At 59.3% G+C, this 16545-nt stretch carries 13 protein-coding genes; 5 read left to right on the forward strand and 8 right to left on the reverse strand.

The window, feature by feature from the left end:
* Nucleotides 1-4: 4 nt before the first annotated feature.
* The 6 genes from ACIP8I_RS01595 to ACIP8I_RS01620 all read right to left on the reverse strand — a co-directional run bounded on the left by ACIP8I_RS01595 (nucleotide 5) and on the right by ACIP8I_RS01620 (nucleotide 6394).
* Nucleotides 5-931: a carbohydrate ABC transporter permease gene (locus tag ACIP8I_RS01595; protein WP_003225141.1), complete on the reverse strand. Its 927-nt coding sequence runs from the start codon at nucleotides 929-931 to the stop codon at nucleotides 5-7.
* A 186-nt stretch (nucleotides 932-1117) separates the two neighbouring features.
* Nucleotides 1118-2428 (reverse strand): sugar ABC transporter substrate-binding protein, encoded by a 1311-nt coding sequence (locus tag ACIP8I_RS01600; RefSeq protein ID WP_007963567.1) that lies wholly within the window; start codon nucleotides 2426-2428, stop codon nucleotides 1118-1120.
* 239 nt (nucleotides 2429-2667) lie between these two features.
* The gene (locus ACIP8I_RS01605; protein WP_007963566.1) at nucleotides 2668-3573 is read right to left on the reverse strand and encodes an AraC family transcriptional regulator; all 906 of its coding nucleotides are present in this window, start codon (nucleotides 3571-3573) and stop codon (nucleotides 2668-2670) included.
* Nucleotides 3574-3641: 68 nt separating this feature from the next.
* Nucleotides 3642-4511 (reverse strand): phospholipase, encoded by an 870-nt coding sequence (locus ACIP8I_RS01610; protein WP_367084442.1) that lies wholly within the window; start codon nucleotides 4509-4511, stop codon nucleotides 3642-3644.
* 145 nt (nucleotides 4512-4656) lie between these two features.
* Nucleotides 4657-5949, reverse strand: coding sequence for a glycosyltransferase (locus tag ACIP8I_RS01615; RefSeq protein WP_400758165.1), 1293 nt, complete (start codon nucleotides 5947-5949; stop codon nucleotides 4657-4659).
* A gap of 82 nt (nucleotides 5950-6031) precedes the next feature.
* Nucleotides 6032-6394, reverse strand: a complete 363-nt coding sequence (locus ACIP8I_RS01620; protein ID WP_400758167.1) for a response regulator — start codon at nucleotides 6392-6394, stop codon at nucleotides 6032-6034.
* A gap of 262 nt (nucleotides 6395-6656) precedes the next feature.
* Here ACIP8I_RS01620 and ACIP8I_RS01625 point away from each other — a divergent pair, with 262 nt between their 5' ends.
* Genes ACIP8I_RS01625 through ACIP8I_RS01645 form a run of 5 tightly spaced genes read left to right on the forward strand, consistent with a single transcriptional unit; the run spans nucleotide 6657 to nucleotide 13210 of the window.
* Nucleotides 6657-10157, forward strand: a complete 3501-nt coding sequence (locus ACIP8I_RS01625; RefSeq protein WP_367084445.1) for a response regulator — start codon at nucleotides 6657-6659, stop codon at nucleotides 10155-10157.
* Nucleotides 10157-10990, forward strand: a complete 834-nt coding sequence (locus ACIP8I_RS01630) for a protein-glutamate O-methyltransferase CheR (RefSeq protein WP_007963561.1) — start codon at nucleotides 10157-10159, stop codon at nucleotides 10988-10990. Before ACIP8I_RS01625 ends, ACIP8I_RS01630 begins: the two co-directional genes overlap by 1 nt.
* Nucleotides 10987-11580 carry a chemotaxis protein CheB gene (locus ACIP8I_RS01635; protein WP_400758169.1) on the forward strand — a complete coding sequence of 198 codons (594 nt, stop codon included), beginning with the start codon at nucleotides 10987-10989 and terminating at the stop codon, nucleotides 11578-11580. Before ACIP8I_RS01630 ends, ACIP8I_RS01635 begins: the two co-directional genes overlap by 4 nt.
* Nucleotides 11574-12788: an ATP-binding protein gene (locus tag ACIP8I_RS01640; RefSeq protein ID WP_400758171.1), complete on the forward strand. Its 1215-nt coding sequence runs from the start codon at nucleotides 11574-11576 to the stop codon at nucleotides 12786-12788. Before ACIP8I_RS01635 ends, ACIP8I_RS01640 begins: the two co-directional genes overlap by 7 nt.
* A 44-nt stretch (nucleotides 12789-12832) precedes the next feature.
* Nucleotides 12833-13210, forward strand: coding sequence for a response regulator (locus ACIP8I_RS01645; RefSeq protein WP_003225116.1), 378 nt, complete (start codon nucleotides 12833-12835; stop codon nucleotides 13208-13210).
* Between the two features lie 118 nt (nucleotides 13211-13328).
* On the opposite strand, the gene ACIP8I_RS01650 is transcribed toward ACIP8I_RS01645, so the two are convergent.
* On the reverse strand, nucleotides 13329-14999 hold the full coding sequence (locus ACIP8I_RS01650; protein WP_367084449.1) for an ATP-binding protein: 1671 nt from the start codon (nucleotides 14997-14999) through the stop codon (nucleotides 13329-13331).
* Nucleotides 14996-16498 carry an ATPase domain-containing protein gene (locus ACIP8I_RS01655; RefSeq protein WP_400758174.1) on the reverse strand — a complete coding sequence of 501 codons (1503 nt, stop codon included), beginning with the start codon at nucleotides 16496-16498 and terminating at the stop codon, nucleotides 14996-14998. Before ACIP8I_RS01655 ends, ACIP8I_RS01650 begins: the two co-directional genes overlap by 4 nt.
* Between the last annotated feature and the right edge of the window lie 47 nt (nucleotides 16499-16545).

The raw sequence follows: 16545 nt of genomic DNA on the forward strand, positions 1-16545 counted from the left end.
GGCCTCAGGCTTTGTCAGTCAGGTTTTTGCCGATCATCCGCACCAGAATGATCGCGGCGATGTTGGCGATGACCACGGCGATCAAGCCGCCCGCCGAGGCCATGCCGACGTCGAACTGCACCAGCGCCTGGTTGTAGATCAGGTAGGCGAGGTTGGTCGAGGCGTAGCCGGGGCCGCCGTTGGTGGTGGTGAAAATCTCGGCGAACACCGACAGCAGGAAGATCGTTTCAATCATCACCACCACGGCAATCGGCCGCGCCAGGTGCGGCAGCGTCAGGTGCCAGAAGATCGCGACGGGGCCGGCACCATCGAGACGCGCGGCTTCCTTCTGTTCCTGGTCGAGGGACTGCATGGCGGTCATCAGGATCAGGATCGCGAAGGGCAGCCATTGCCACGAGACAATGATGATGATCGACAGCAGCGGGTAGTGCGCCAGCCAGTCCACCGGCTCGGCGCCGAACAGCCGCCAGACGTAGGCGAGGATCCCCGACACCGGATGGAAAATCAGGTTCTTCCAGATCAGCGCGCCGACCGTGGGCATGATGAAGAACGGCGAGATCAGCATCACCCGCACGATGCCGCGGCCGAGAAATTCGCTGGCCTCGAGCAGCGCACTGATCAGCACACCGAACACCACGCTGATCAACAGCACGCTGCCCACCAGCAACAGAGTGTTGGTGGCACCGGGCAGGAAGCCGGAGTCGGTGAGGAAGTAAGTGAAGTTCTCCAGTCCGACGAATTCGTTTACTCCCGGATCGAGCAGGTTGTAACGAATCATCGAGAAGTAGATGGTCATGCCCAGCGGCACAATCATCCACAGCAGCAACAGGGCCACCGAAGGGCTGACCAGAAACCAGCCGGGATTGCGTACGCGGACTTTGCGCTGGGGTTGCGACAGGTCGAGGTGGGCTTTGGCAGTTGAAGTATTCATGACAGTGATCACTTACTCGAGATACAGCGAGTTCTCTGTGGCGAGGGAGCTTGCTCCCGCTCGGCTGCGTAGCAGTCGTGAACCCGGCAAACGCGGTCTATCTGATTGACCGTGTCGGCAGTGTCTGGGGCTGCTTCGCAGCCCAGCGGGAGCAAGCTCCCTCGCCACAATTGAAGTAGGCAGCGGTTACTTGGGATAACCGGCGCGCTTCATCTCGCGTTCGGTGGTTTGCTGCGCCGCAGCCAGGGCCTGATCCACCGTGGTCTGGCCGATCAGCGCTGCCGAGAACAGTTTGCCGACCTGGGTGCCCACGCCCTGGAATTCAGGAATGGTCACCAGTTGAATGCCGATGTAAGGCACCGGTTTCAGCGTCGGTTTGCTCGGATCCGCGGCTTTCAGCGATTCCAGCGTGACCTTGGCGAACGGCGCCGCACTCATGTAAGCATCGCTGTAGGTCGAGGCGCGGGTTCCCGGTGGCACGTTGGCGATGCCGTCGGTCTTGGCTACCAGTTCGCCGTACTCTTTGGAGGTGGCCCAGGCGCTGAACGCCTTGGCGGCGTCCTTGGCCTTGGAACTGGTGGGAATCGCCAGTGCCCACGAATACAGCCACGCCGAACCTTTGTCGGTGACCTGATGCGGGGCGAAGGTGAAGCCAACGTGATCGGCAACCTTGCTCTGGGTCTTGTCGGTGACGAACGAGCCTGCGACGGAAGCATCCACCCAGATCGCGCACTTGCCGCTGTTGAACAGCGCGAGGTTCTCGTTGAAGCCGTTACTGGAGGCGCCGGGCGGGCCGGATTTCTTCATGGTGTCGACGTAGAAATTCAGTGCGTTTTTCCACTCGGGGCCATTGAATTCAGGCTGCCATTTTTCATCGAACCAGCGCGCGCCATAAGCGTTGGCGACGGTGGTGATCAACGCCATGTTCTCGCCCCAGCCGGCCTTGCCGCGCAGGCAGATGCCGTACTGCTCTTTGTCCTTGTTGGTGAGTTTTTCAGCGAAGCCGGCGATCTGTTCCCAGGTCGGGCGCTCGGGCATGCTCAGGCCGGCGTCCTTGAACAGGTCGGTGCGGTAATAGGTGATCGAGCTTTCGGCGTAGAACGGCAGGGCGTACAGCGAACCCTTGACCGACAAGCCTTCACGCACCGATGGGAACACGTCGTCGAGGGCATAACTGGCCGGCAGATCCTTCATCGGTTCGAGCCAGCCCTTGGCGCCCCAGAGTGCCGCTTCGTACATGCCAATGGTCAACACATCGAACTGGCCACCCTGAGTGGCGATGTCGGTAGTGAGACGCTGGCGCAAGACGTTTTCTTCCAGTACCACCCAATTGAGCTTGATTTCCGGATGCTCGGACTCGAAGGTTTTCGAGAGCTTTTGCATGCGGATCATGTCGCTGTTGTTGACGGTGGCGATGGTCAGGGTCTGGGCGCCAAGGCTGACGCTGCTGAGGGTCATGCAGGTGAGGGCTAGCAGAGCTTTTGCAGTGGGTTGCATCGTGCACTCCTTTTCTGCGCCGTTGGGGGGCAGAAGGACAGTTATTGTTTTTGTGTCTTCCGGTGCAGGAAGAATGTGTGTTGATTACAGCCCTCAATCGACAGACTGACAAATCATCCGTCGCACTTGAACCGATACTTTTTTGCACTGGCTGAAACATCAAAAGATCGCAGCCTGCGGCAGCTCCTACATCGATTTCTGTAGGAGCTGCCGCAGGCTGCGATCTTTTGATGTGGCGGTTAAGCGTGATTCTGTTCGGTCAGACGCTGCACCGCGAGGCGTCGATAGTGCGACGGTGTCATGCCCTTGAGTTGCTGGAAGCGCCGATTGAAATTGGAAATGTTGTTGAACCCCGACTCGAAACACACCTCCGTCACCGGTTTGTCGCCATCGGCCAGCAGTTCGCAGGATTTGCTGATGCGCAGACGATTGACGAATTCGATGAAGTTGCGCCCGGTGGCTTGTTTGAATACGCGGCTGAAATAGGTGGGCTTCATGCCCAAATGCTCGGCGACTTCTTCCAGCGTCAGTTCGCGGGCGTAGTGGCTGAAGATGTAATCGACCGCGCGGTTGGTGCGGTCGATGTTGTGTTCGTCGGCCAGTTGCGTGTTGGTGGCGCCGGACAACAGTTGATAATCGTCAGTCGCCGCCAGCAGTTCCATCAGAATGAAAAAGTGCCCGAGACGAGTGATGCCGCGACTGTCGGCAATCAGCTGCATCAGTTTGAGCGCCTCGCGGATCGTGTCCTTGTCGCGAAATTCGATGCCGTACTGCGCGCGTTCCAGCAGCGGTGTCAGCGTCTTGAGTTCGGCAAATACCTGATGGCCGCTTTCAAACAACTCATCGGTGAAGTTCACCAGCATGTCGCGCTTTTCCACCACTTCGTCTTCGGCCACCTGGCTGATCCAGTTGTGTGGCAGATTGGGCCCGGTGAGGAACAGTGTCTGCGGGTAAAAGTTGCCGATGTAGTCGCCAATGAACACTTTGCCGGAACTGGCGACGATCAGATGCAGTTCGTATTCCTTGTGGAAATGCCAACGCACCAGCGGGCACGGAAAACCATGCTGACGGTAGATGATGGACAGCCCGTTATGGTCGTCCATCAGTTCGTAGGAGGGATCAGTGATTCTGGTGGCCCGGGTCATGTCCGATGCGTCTTGTTGTGGTGTTCAGATGCCCATCATGCACGCGCGCCAAGGACAGTTCCAGCGCCTCAGCCTCGGGTCTTTCTGAGACCTTTGGACTGGTTGACCTGCTGGCAATGGCCAATCAGTGGAGTGCCACCGATGAAGTCGGCATTGATGATGCTGCACTTCGGTGCCCATCCCGAGTCCGGGCCAAACCATTGATTGAGCTCGTCGGTGATCCGTTTGACGCCGGCCAGTTCGCCGTAGCTGGTGGCCGACAACGACCAGAGGTTGCCGGATGCCGGTGGGTTGGCCAGGGTTCGGGTGATGTGTTGCTTGAGCTGCTCGGGAGAAGTGATATCCGAGCCGCTCCATTCATGACGGATTTTCGGCCAGTACAGGGGTGAGCTGAAGTCCGGGTGCGAGTCGCTTGCCAATACCACGCGTTGCAGCGAGCTGGTTCTTTTAAGTTGCTCAATTGTCAGGTGACTGTTGCTCCGGGGAATAAGCCGCGAAGCCAGTTCCGTGGTGATGACTTCATGAAAACCCTTGTAATCGAATGGCTGATCGTTGGTGCCCTTGAGTTCATGCAAGTCCAACACGATGAACTCGTTCGGATTCTCGTTGAGGAAAAAATTGAGACTTTTTACCAGCTCGCTCAAGGAGCGTCCCTGGAACAGTTTCACGCCATGAAACGTATGGAATTTCTTGATGCCCACCCAGTGTTCATCCGCATGCAGGCGCAAGTCGAAGGCGCGCACGCCTTCATTAAGTTGCTGAATGAATGGACCGTCCTGACAGACAAACCAGTTCTGGGCGGGTTGGAGATAAGCCGGGTACGGGAAATCAAAATCCAGCCCGGAGTTATGCGCGCCGGGCCAGACCACTTCGCCAAGGGTCAGTCGGTCCATATCCGGCGTAGCCGCCATCCAGTTTTTGAAAGGGTAATTGTTCATGGTGCATTCCGTTGCAGATAAAGTTTAAATTTCCGACCGTTCAAGTTGTCTGGTCAGTTCGGAAGTTATTCTTTGGTGCAAACGGAAAAACTACAAGCCAGCACTCTTTGCAAAGTATTGGTAATGTGCTCTTGTACTTTGGTTGTCAACTTTTCTGATTTTTTGCTTCGATCCACTGCGCCATGTATTGGGTGCTTTTATGCAAGTGGTGACGCAACATGCTGCCAGTGAAGTTGGCGCGACGTAACGCTGACAAGTTGTCGCGACAATGTTGCAGGCGATTGATCAACGCCGGGCCGTGATCAGCCTGTCGATAGCGCGCATTCAACAACGCGACGCCGGCCTGCTGTGCGTCAACCCAGCGCAATCTGTCTTCGTGCAGTGCCACAGCGGCATCGGCCAAGGCTTGGGCCGACTGAGCCACCGCACCGGGCCAGGGCATTGCGCCGCCCATGCCTTCAGCGCCGATGGGCGTCGTGACATTGGGCGTGCCGCAGAGCATCGCATCGACGATCTTGCCCTTGATCCCCGCGCCGAAACGCAAAGGCGCCAGGCAAACTCTGGCTTGCGACATCACTTGCAGCGCATCTTCTGCCCAGTTCATCACATGAAACCCCTGCGCCGCGTTGTGCAGGGCTGTGGCCTTGGGCGGCGTATAGGCACCGTAGACATGCAGTTGAGCGCCGGGCAATTGCTGGCGGATCAGCGGCCAGACGGCGGTCTTCATCCACAGGACGGCGTCCCAGTTGGGCGCATGACGGAAGTTGCCAATACTGAGAAAGTGCGCGCGCTGTTCAAAGGGTACGAACGAATCGCGCGGTGGTTCGAGCATCAGCGGGCACCAGTGCAGCAGATCCACAGGGACTTGAAACTGTTCGACCAGCAGCCGGATTTCCACTTCGGAAATCATCAGATTCAGATCGCAGCGATACAACGCGGCGATTTCCCGTTTGGCCAGGTCAGTATCGGCCATCAACGCGAACTCTTCGCGCAGCGCCGGTGCGAACAGGGCGCTGAAATCCTGATTGTCCGGGTCGTCTTTCAAGCGCTCCTTGAGCCGTTGGTGGCGGGCGTGGCGCAGGCTCTGCAGGTCGGACGTCTCCAGTACGCGCAAGGCATTCGGGCATTGCTTTTCGACGCGCCAGCCGAACTGCTCCTCCATCATGAACTGGTCGAACAGCACGATATCCGGGGCCAGTTCACTGATGAAACTATCGAAGCTGCTGTGGTTGAGTTCGATCGGCACTTCGCGGATGCCCAGAGCCGTCAGATCGGCCTTGTGCTCGCCCGGGCCGGCCGGGCTGCTGAAAGTGATGTCCCAGCCTTGCTGCAGGAAGATATCGAGGATCTGCATCACATGCCCGCTGGCTGCCGAAGAGCGCGGTTCGGGCCAGACGTAACCGATGACCAGAACTTTGGTGGCGGGTGATGCAGTCATTGACGGGTGTTCCTTGCAGGCAGGCGGCTGAAAATGGCGCGCAATTAGAGCACATCTGCAGCCGCTGCCGGATCAAGGTGAATCACGAGCCCAGAATGCCCTTGACCTTGTCACGCAGTTGATCGATCGAGAACGGCTTGCCGATGACATGCATGTCAGCAGGCGCGTCGATGTTCTCGGCATAACCGCTGGCGAACAGAATGGGCAGGGTGGGGCGCAATTTCCGGGCCTCGGCGGCCAGTGCCTGGCCGTCCATGTCCCGCAGGCCGACATCGGTCATCATCAAATCGATAGGCTTGCTGTCATCCCGGAGAATCTTCAGCGCCGGTTCACCATCGTCTGCCTCCAGTACACTGAATTCCAGCTCCTCCAGCACATCAACGATGAGCATGCGCACGATGTCGTCGTCTTCGACTACTAGGATGGTGGGCGCTGGGGTGGACATAGTGAAGGCTCTCAAGAATAGAATTCGGGGATGTCGACCGGTCGAAAATGCCGGGCTCTTGCATGAGTAAGTGGCGCATGGCCACAAGTTCCCGAGCGGGTACAAAAAGATTAGCCGCAAATCGGGGCGGCAAGGATAACCGTTGCCTGAACGGGAAGTGCAGCAAATGTAGGAAATTGCCATCATGGCAGTGAGAAAAATGGATCCATAGTACCGTTTTGGGGCAAACTCCCGGGTTTCGACAGTTCGACAAGGCTGCCCCATGTCCACTCGGTCTACAGTTGACGAAGCACGGTTCCGTAAACTCCTGACGCGCAACATCAGTCTGCCCTTGGGCGTTGGCGCGATCAGTGCGGTGTTTTTCATTTCGCTGATCACCTATTTGCTCTCGGTGATTCAGTGGGTGGAACACACCGACCGGGTGATCAACAACGCCAACGAAGCGGTGAAACTCACCGTGGACCTGGAAACCGGCATGCGCGGCTTCCTGCTCAGCGGCGACGAGCACTTCCTCGACCCGTACGAGACTGCCAAGCCGCGGATCAACGTGGCGCTCAACACCTTGCTCGAACTGACCGCCGACAACCCGGTGCAGACCGATCGTCTGCGTCGTTTGCAGGCATTGCAGACTGAGTGGAGCAATTACGCGCAATCGATGATCGACCTGCAGCGCTCCAGCGGCGACTATCGAGCGGCGGTCAAGGCCGGGCGCGGCAAGCGCCTGACCGATGAGATCCGCAAACAGTTCGAAGACGTGATCGACATGGAGCAGCAGTTGCGCACCACGCGCAACGAAGACGTGCGCCGCACGACGATCTGGAGCATCACTCTGTATCTGCTGTTTATAGCCGGGATCAGCGGTTTGCTGGCCTATGTCGGTCGCCGCGATCTGGTCAGCCTGTCGGACAGCTACAGCGCCAACCTCGCCGCGCAGCAGGCCAGTGCCGAGCGTCTGGAGCGTCAGGCGTGGATGCGCAGCGGCCAGACCGAGCTGGCAGAGCAGGTGCTGGGGCAACTGACATTGAACCTGCTGGGGCGCAATATTCTGCAGTTCTGCGCGCAATACCTCGGCACGGCGGTGGCGGCGCTGTACGTGCGCGAAGAGCACGGCGGCCTCAAACGCGTGGCGTCCTATGGGTTCTCCCGTGAACAGGAAGAAAAAGACCAGCAGATCTACAGCGGCGAAGGCATCGTCGGCCAGGTTGCCCAGCAGGGACAACTGATTCGTCTGGATTCGGTACCGGCCGACTATTTCAAAGTCAGCTCCGGCCTGGGCGCGGGCCTGCCGCACAGTGTGCTGGTGGTGCCGACCAGTGATGATGACCGGGTCAACGGCGTGATCGAACTGGGCTTCCTGCGCCCGCTGACTCAGCGCGATGTCGAATTGCTGGAACTGATTGCCGGCAACATCGGCACCTCGATCGAAGCGGCACGTTATCGCCAGCGCCTGCAGGAAGTGCTGGCCGAAACCCAGCAGCTCAACGAAGAGTTGCAGGTGCAGCAGGAAGAGCTGAAAACCGCCAACGAAGAGCTGGAAGAACAGTCGCGGATTCTCAAGGAATCCCAGGCGCATCTGGAAACCCAGCAAGTCGAGCTGGAGCAGACCAACGAGCAATTGGCCGAGCAGGCGCAGACTCTGGCCGAGCAGCGCGACGCCATGGACCAGAAGAACACCGAACTCAATCAGGCACAGGTGCAGCTTGAAGAGCGCGCCGAAGAGCTGCAGCGTTCGAGCAAGTACAAGTCCGAATTCCTCGCCAACATGTCCCACGAACTGCGCACACCGCTGAACAGTTCGCTGATCCTCGCCAAGTTGCTGGCCGAGAACCCGCAGGACAATCTGACGGCCGAGCAGGTCAAGTTCGCCGAGTCGATCTATTCGGCGGGCAACGATCTGCTGAACCTGATCAATGACATTCTCGACATTTCCAAGGTCGAGGCCGGCAAGCTGGAAGTGATCCCGGAAAACACCAGCGTCGCGCGTCTGGCCGACGGCCTGCGCAGCGTGTTCGAACCGCTGGCGGCGGACAAGCAACTGACGTTCAGCGTCGAGTTGCAGCCGGATGCGCCGATCATGCTGTACACCGACCGCCAGCGTCTGGAGCAGGTGGTCAAGAACCTGCTGTCCAACGCCGTGAAGTTCACCGAACACGGCGCGGTCAGCCTGACCATCGCCGGCCAGCCGAACGAACGCATTGCGTTCATCGTGCGTGATTCGGGGATCGGTATCGCGGCGGATCAGCAGGAAAGCATCTTCGAAGCGTTCCGTCAGGCTGACGGCACCACCAACCGCAAGTACGGTGGCACCGGTCTGGGGTTGTCGATCTCGCGGGATCTGGCAGCCCTGCTTGGCGGCTCGATCAGCGTCAGCAGCGCGCCGGGGCAGGGCAGTGTGTTTACCCTGGTGTTGCCGCAGCAATACAGCGAGCCGGGTGACAGCCCTGCGATCCCGCTGACCTTCACTGCGCCGGTATCGGCTCCGGCGCCGGTGGTGCAGCCGCCATCGATCGCGGTGTCGCCACTGGCGCCGGTGCACATCCCGCGGTTTGCCGATGACCGTGGCAAGGCGCCGTTCGCCACGCGCTGCATTCTGGTGGTGGAAGACGAGCCGAACTTCGCCCACATCCTTTACGACCTGGCCCACGAACTGGGCTATCAGTGCCTGGTGGCCCACGGTGCCGACGAAGGTTACGACCTGGCCCGCGAGTTCGTACCGGACGCGATCCTGCTCGATATGCGTCTGCCGGATCACTCCGGTCTGACCGTGCTGCAACGCCTGAAAGAACACGCCGAAACCCGGCACATCCCGGTGCATGTGATCTCGGTCGAAGACCGTGTCGAAGCGGCGATGCACATGGGCGCGATCGGTTATGCGGTCAAGCCGACCACCCGCGAAGAACTCAAGGACGTGTTCGCCCGTCTCGAAGCCAAGCTGACCCAAAAGGTCAAGCGCGTGCTGCTGGTCGAAGATGACGATCTGCAACGCGAAAGCATTGCCCGCCTGATCGGTGACGAGGACATCGAAATCACCGCCGTCGGTCTGGCGCAAGACGCGCTGGAGAAACTGCGCACGACGATTTACGACTGCATGGTGATCGACCTGAAATTGCCGGACATGCTCGGCAACGATCTGCTCAAGCGCATGTCGACCGAGGACATCTGCTCGTTCCCGCCGGTGATCGTCTATACCGGACGCAACCTGACCCGCGATGAAGAGGCCGAGCTGCGCAAGTATTCACGCTCGATCATTATCAAGGGCGCGCGCTCGCCGGAACGTCTGCTGGATGAGGTGACACTCTTTCTGCACAAAGTCGAATCGCAGTTGTCCCATGAACGGCAGAAGATGCTCAAGACTGCGCGCAGTCGCGACAAGGTCTTCGAAGGCCGCAAGGTGCTGCTGGTGGACGACGATGTGCGCAACATCTTCGCCCTGACCAGTGCGCTGGAGCACAAGGGCGCAGTCGTGGTGATCGGCCGTAATGGTCGCGAAGCGATTGATAAGTTGAATGAAGTCGAGGACATCGATCTGGTGCTGATGGACGTGATGATGCCGGAGATGGATGGTTTTGAAGCCACCATCGAAATCCGCAAGGATCCGCGCTGGCGCAAGCTGCCGATCATCGCCGTGACGGCCAAGGCCATGAAAGACGATCAGGAGCGCTGCCTGCAGGCGGGCGCCAACGATTATCTGGCCAAGCCGATCGATCTGGATCGCCTGTTCTCGTTGATTCGCGTGTGGTTACCGAAGATGGAACGCATTTAGTGGATAGCAGTCACTCCGCGGAGCGCAACAGCGAAATCGAATTACGCCTGTTGATTGAGGCCATCTACCTCAAGTACAGCTACGATTTTCGCGATTACTCGGGCGCTTCGATCAAGCGTCGGGTGCAGCACGCCTTGAACCAGTTCGAATGCGCGACCATTTCGGCGTTGCAGGAGAAAGTGCTGCACGATCCCACCGCGTTCATGCAGTTGTTGCAGTTGCTGACGATCCCGGTCAGTGAGATGTTCCGCGATCCGTCGCACTTCCTGGCAATCCGCAAGGAAGTGGTGCCGCTGCTGCGCACCTATCCGTCGCTGAAGATCTGGATCGCCGGGTGTAGCACGGGGGAGGAGGTGTATTCGATGGCGATTCTGCTGCGCGAAGAAGGCTTGCTCGACCGTACGATCATCTACGCCACCGACATCAACCCGCGCTCGCTGGACAAGGCCAAGCAGGGGATTTTCTCGATGGAGAACGTGCGCGCCTATACCGCCAATTACCAGCAGGCCGGCGGTCAGCGCTCCTTTGCCGATTACTACACCGCGGCCTATGGCTACGCGATCTTCGACAAGAGCCTGTGCGAGAACGTGACCTTCGCCGACCACAGCCTGGCGACGGACAGCGTGTTCTCCGAAACGCAGCTGATTTCCTGCCGCAACGTATTGATTTACTTCAACAAGAAACTTCAGGACCGTGCCTTCGGTCTGTTTCACGAATCGCTGTGTCACCGTGGCTTTCTGGTGTTGGGCAGCAAGGAAACGCTGGATTTTTCCGGCTACTCGAATCAGTTCGAACCGTTGGTCAAACAAGAACGGATCTACCGCAAATTATGAACGATGCCGTGGATTTGCCTCGCGTCGAGGCCATCGTGGTCGGTGCTTCGGCCGGTGGGGTCGAAGCCCTGCTGACCCTGCTCGCGCCGCTGCGCCAGGGTTACGTGTTGCCGATCATTGTTGTGTTGCACCTGCCGGAGGAGCGTCGCAGCCAATTGGCCGAGGTGTTCGCCCGGCGGCTGATGCTGCCGGTGGAGGAGGCGAGCGACAAACAGGACATCGCTCCTGGCACGGTTTACTTCGCTACCCCCGGCTATCACCTGTCGGTGGAACAGGATCGCAGCCTGTCGCTGAGCCTTGAAGACCGCGTGCACCATTCCCGTCCGGCCATTGATTACTTGTTTGAATCTGCCGCGGATGTTTACGGCGAAACCCTGGCTGCCGTGTTGCTGACCGGCGCCAATCACGATGGTGCTCGCGGCCTGGCGCAAGTCAAGCGACGCGGCGGACTGACCATTGTTCAAGACCCGCAGGACGCACAGGTCGCCACCATGCCTCAGGCTGCGCTGAAAATTCAGCAGCCCGACCATGTCCTACCCATTCACGGCATCGGCCGTCTGCTTGTCGAGCTGGAACGAATCGCATGCTGAGTAATATCCAGGCCAAATTGCTGATCGTCGACGATCTGCCGGAGAACCTGCTGGCCCTCGAAGCGCTGATCAAGCGCGAGGACCGCACGGTGTACAAGGCGCTGTCGGCGGACGAAGCACTTTCGCTGCTGCTGCAACACGAGTTCGCCATGGCCATCCTCGACGTGCAGATGCCGGGGATGAACGGCTTCGAACTCGCCGAGTTGATGCGCGGCACCGAAAAAACCAAAAACATTCCGATCATCTTTGTCAGCGCCGCCGGTCGTGAACTGAACTATGCGTTCAAGGGTTACGAAAGCGGTGCGGTGGACTTTCTGCACAAGCCGCTGGATATCCACGCGGTGAAGAGCAAGGTCAATGTGTTCGTCGACCTGTACCGCCAGAGCAAGGCCATGAAGCAACAGGTCGAAGCTCTGGAGCAGGCGCGTCGCGAGCAGGAAGCGCTGCTGCAGCAACTGCAAAGTACGCAGCTGGAGCTGGAGCAGGCGGTGCGTATGCGCGATGACTTCATGTCAATCGTCGCCCACGAAGTCCGCACACCGCTCAATGGCCTGATACTCGAAACCCAGTTGCGCAAGATGCACCTGGCGCGGGATAACGCCGCGGCGTTCACGCTCGACAAGATGCACGCGATGGTTGATCGCGACGAACGCCAGATCAAAAGCCTGATCCGGCTGATCGAAGACATGCTCGACGTTTCGCGGATTCGTACCGGCAAGCTGTCGATCCGGCCGAATCGCTTCGATCTGTCACAACTGGTGGCCAACCTGCTGCAGAATTTCGCGCAGCAGATCGAGGCCGCCGAGACCGAAGTGTCGTTCACCGCGCCGCAGCCGGTGGAAGGTTACTGGGACGAATTTCGCATCGAGCAGGTGGTGTCCAACCTGCTGACCAATGCTTTGCGCTACGGCGGTCGCAGCCCGATTCAGGTGCGCGTGTACCGTGAGGGCGACGAGGCGCGGGTCGAGGTTCAGGACCGGGGCATCGGCATCAGCGAAGAGAACCAGAAGCGTATTTTCCAACAGTTCGAACGGGTTTCCGCCAAGACGGTAGTGGCTGGTCTCGGGCTGGGTCTGTTCATTTCCGAGCAGATCGTCGCCGCCCATGGCGGTTCCATCGTCGTCGAGAGTCAAATCAACGAAGGCGCCCTGTTTCGCGTTTGTCTGCCAATCCAGGAAAACGGCATATCCGACGCAACCTCTGAGTGACCGCACGGTCGTATCAGCAGCTATTGACCGAACAAAGGCTTCCCATGAGCGTAGATGCACAAGATGTAGTACTCGTCGTCGAGGACGAACCGGTTATCTTGATGGTGCTGACAGATTACCTGTCGGGGCAGGGGTACCGCGTGTTGCAGGCCGAAAACGGCGAGCAGGCGTTCGAGATTCTCGCGAGCAAGCCGCATCTGGACATGCTGATCACTGATTTTCGTCTGCCGGGCGGGATCTCCGGCGTACAGATCGCGGAGCCGGCAGTAAAACTGCGCCCGGATCTGAAGGTGATCTTCATCAGCGGCTATCCGCAGGAAATCCGCGAGACCGGCAGCCCGATCACGCGCAAGGCGCCGATCCTGGAAAAACCGTTCGATCTGGACGTGCTGCAGGAAAAGATTCAGGAATTGCTGGCCTGATCCATAGCGGCTGATATTTCCCATGTAGGAGCTGCCGAAGGCTGCGATCTTTTGATCTTAAAAAAACAAGATCAATAGATCGCAGCCTTCGGCAGCTCCTGCAGTCGTTTTTGGGGGATCAGTTCTTGATCATCTCGCGGACCTTGGCGGTCAGCAGATCGAAAGTGAACGGCTTGGTGATCATCTGCATGCCCGGGTCGAGGAAGCCACCGCGCACCGCGGCGTGCTCGGCATACCCGGTGATGAACAGCACCTTCAGCCCTGGCCGGTACTGCCGGCCGATTTCCGCCAGTTGCCGGCCGTTCATGCCTGGCAGGCCGACGTCGCTGATCAGCAGGTCGATGCGCTGCGTCGAGTTGAGGATCGGCATTGCACCATCGGCATCGCCGGCTTCGACAAACGCATAGCCCAACTCACTGAGCACCGCGCTGACCAGTACGCGCACGGCGGGGTCGTCCTCGACGATCAACACGGTTTCGCCGTCCAGCGCTTCCGGGGCCTGTTGAACATCGGACACCGGATGCTCCAGCTCTTCGCCGCGAAAGCGCGGCAGGTAGAGTTTGACCGTGGTGCCCTGATCGATTTCGCTGTCGATCGAGACGTGACCACGGGACTGCTTGCTGAAGCCGTAGATCATCGACAGGCCTAAACCGGTGCCTTGACCGATCGGCTTGGTGGTGAAGAACGGATCGAACGCGCGGCTGACCACACTCTGCGGCATGCCACTGCCGTTATCGGTGACGCTGAGCATCACGTAGTCGCCGGGTTCGAGATTCGGGTAGGCCTCGGTGAACTCCGGCTTAAGCACTTGGTTGCTGGTTTCGACCACCAGTTTGCCGCCCTCGGGCATCGCATCACGGGCGTTGAGTACCAGGTTGAGCAGGGCGCTTTCCAGTTGATTGGGATCCGCTTCGGCGATCCACAACTGGTCGTTAAGGCGCATCTCCAGCTGGATGCTTTCGTTGAGGCTGCGCTGCAGCAACTCGCCCATCGACAGCACCAGCGTGTTCATCTGCACGGCTTTGGAGTCCAGCGATTGCCGGCGGGAAAACGCCAGCAAACGGTGGGTCAGGCCGGCCGCGCGGTTGGCTGAAGTGACACCGAGATCGATCAGGCTGTCGAGGTCTTCGGTACGCCCACGGGCCAAGCGCCGGCGCAGCAGTTCCAGACTGCCGATGATCCCGGTGAGCATGTTGTTGAAGTCGTGAGCGATGCCGCCGGTCAACTGACCGACCGCTTCCATTTTCTGCGACTGACGCAAGGCTTCTTCGTTGTGGCGAAGTTGCGCGGTGCGTTCCTCGACCTGTTGCTCAAGGGTTTCCAGTGTCGATTGCAGTCGGCGTTCGCTTTCACTCAAATCAATCAGGCGATCGCGGGCTTCGTACTGTCGTCGTCGCCCGCGCAGGGCGGTCGAGACCAGACTGACCAGGGTCGCCGGATGAAACGGGCGCTCAAGAAAGGTGACGTTGCCCAGCAATTTGCTCATGCGCGAGGAGGGGCCCGGTTCCGGGCCGCCGTGATGGGTGAGCAAGACGATCGGCAGATCCGACCAGGCCGGCTGCTGTTCCAGAAAGTGCAGAAGACTTTCCAGCTCGGGACCACGCAGGGCTTCGGTGGCAATCAACAAGAGCCCGGCACCGGGCTCCAGTTCTGCGCACAGTGCGCCCAGATCCGGAGTGATGACGCCGCCATAACCCGCCTCATTGAGGATCATCAGCGCCACTTGGCTGTCCCGACCCATGGGCGCCAGAATCAGCGCCCGTTCCGGCAGTGATACGGAAGCTGTCACAAGGTTTCTTCCCGCAACAGCGGACTGCTCGCGCCGAGGTAAGTCGGCACGCCACGCAGCACGCCCTGGAACGCTTCCAGCGGTTCGCCGATGGTCATGCCCTGGCCCGAAATGCGGTATTCACGGATGGTCGATTCGTGGCTGCCGGTACGTTTCTTGATGATGGAAATGGCCCGGCGAACCTTGCCGATGGCTTCGAAGTAGCGCAGCAGGATCACCGTGTCGGCCAGGTAAGTAATGTCGACCGGCGCCTGCATGTCACCGACCAGGCCATGCTGGGCAACGGTCATGAAGGTCGCCGCGCCTTTGCGGTTCAGATACAGCAGCAACTCATGCATGTGCAGCACCAGCGCGTTTTCTTCCGGCATCGCGGCCTGATAGCCGTTGATGCTGTCGATGACCACGGTCTTGATGTTGCCTTCATCGACGCAACGACGCACCCGATGCGAGAACTCGCCGGGGGACAGCTCGGCGGCGTCGACCTGATCGATCAGCAGGTTGCCGGTGGCTTGCAGGGCCTTGAGGTCGATGCCGATATTTTTCATCCGCTCGAACAGCAGACCCAGCTCTTCATCAAAGATGAACAGCGCAGCTTTTTCGCCCCTGGCCACTGCCGCAGCGGCGAAGATCATCGAGATCAGCGACTTGCCGGTACCGGCCGGGCCGAGAATCAGCGTGCTGGAACCCGTTTCGATGCCGCCGCCGAGCAGCGCATCCATTTCCTTGATGCCGCTGGTCAATTGCAGGCGCGGATAGTCGCCACGGTGTTCGGCAGCGACCAGTCGCGGGAACACATGCACGCCGTCGCCCATGATGGTGAAGTCGTGGTAACCGCCACGGTATTTCTGGCCGCGATACTTGACGATGCGCACGCGGCGGCGCTCGGCGCCGTAATTGGGCGTCAGTTCTTCGAGGCGGATTACCCCGTGAGCGACACTGTGCACGGTCTTGTCGAGGGACTCGGTGGTCAGGTCGTCAAGCAGCAGCACGGTGGCGTCGTAACGCACGAAGTAATGTTTGATCGCCAGAATTTGCCGGCGGTAGCGCAGCGAACTCTGCGCCAGCAGGCGGATCTCCGACAGACTGTCGAGCACCACGCGGGTCGGCTTGAAGCGCTCGACCACTTCGAAAATCTGCTTGGTGGCTTCGCCCAGCTCCAGGTCGGAGGAGTACAGCAGGCTTTGCTGATGCTCGGCGTTGAGCAGACTTTCGGGCGGCGTCAGCTCGAAGATTTCAATGTTTTCGTTCAGCTCCCAGCCGTGGGAGGCCGCGCCTTGACGCAGTTCACGCTCGGTTTCCGACAGCGTGATGTACAGACAGCGTTCGCCGGCACGGGCGCCCGCCATCAGGAAATGCAACGCGACGGTGGTTTTGCCTGTACCGGGTTCACCTTCGAGCAAAAACACATGCCCTCGGGACAGACCACCGGCGAGGATGTCATCCAGGCCAATGATGCCGGTGGCGGCTTTTGCACTGATCAACTCGTTGGACGTAGACAAAGAATGCCCTCTCATGACTAGGGGAATCGAGGCAGCAGGCTGTATCA

It is taken from the genome of Pseudomonas sp. NPDC088414, assembly GCF_044753325.1.
GTDB lineage: Bacteria > Pseudomonadota > Gammaproteobacteria > Pseudomonadales > Pseudomonadaceae > Aquipseudomonas.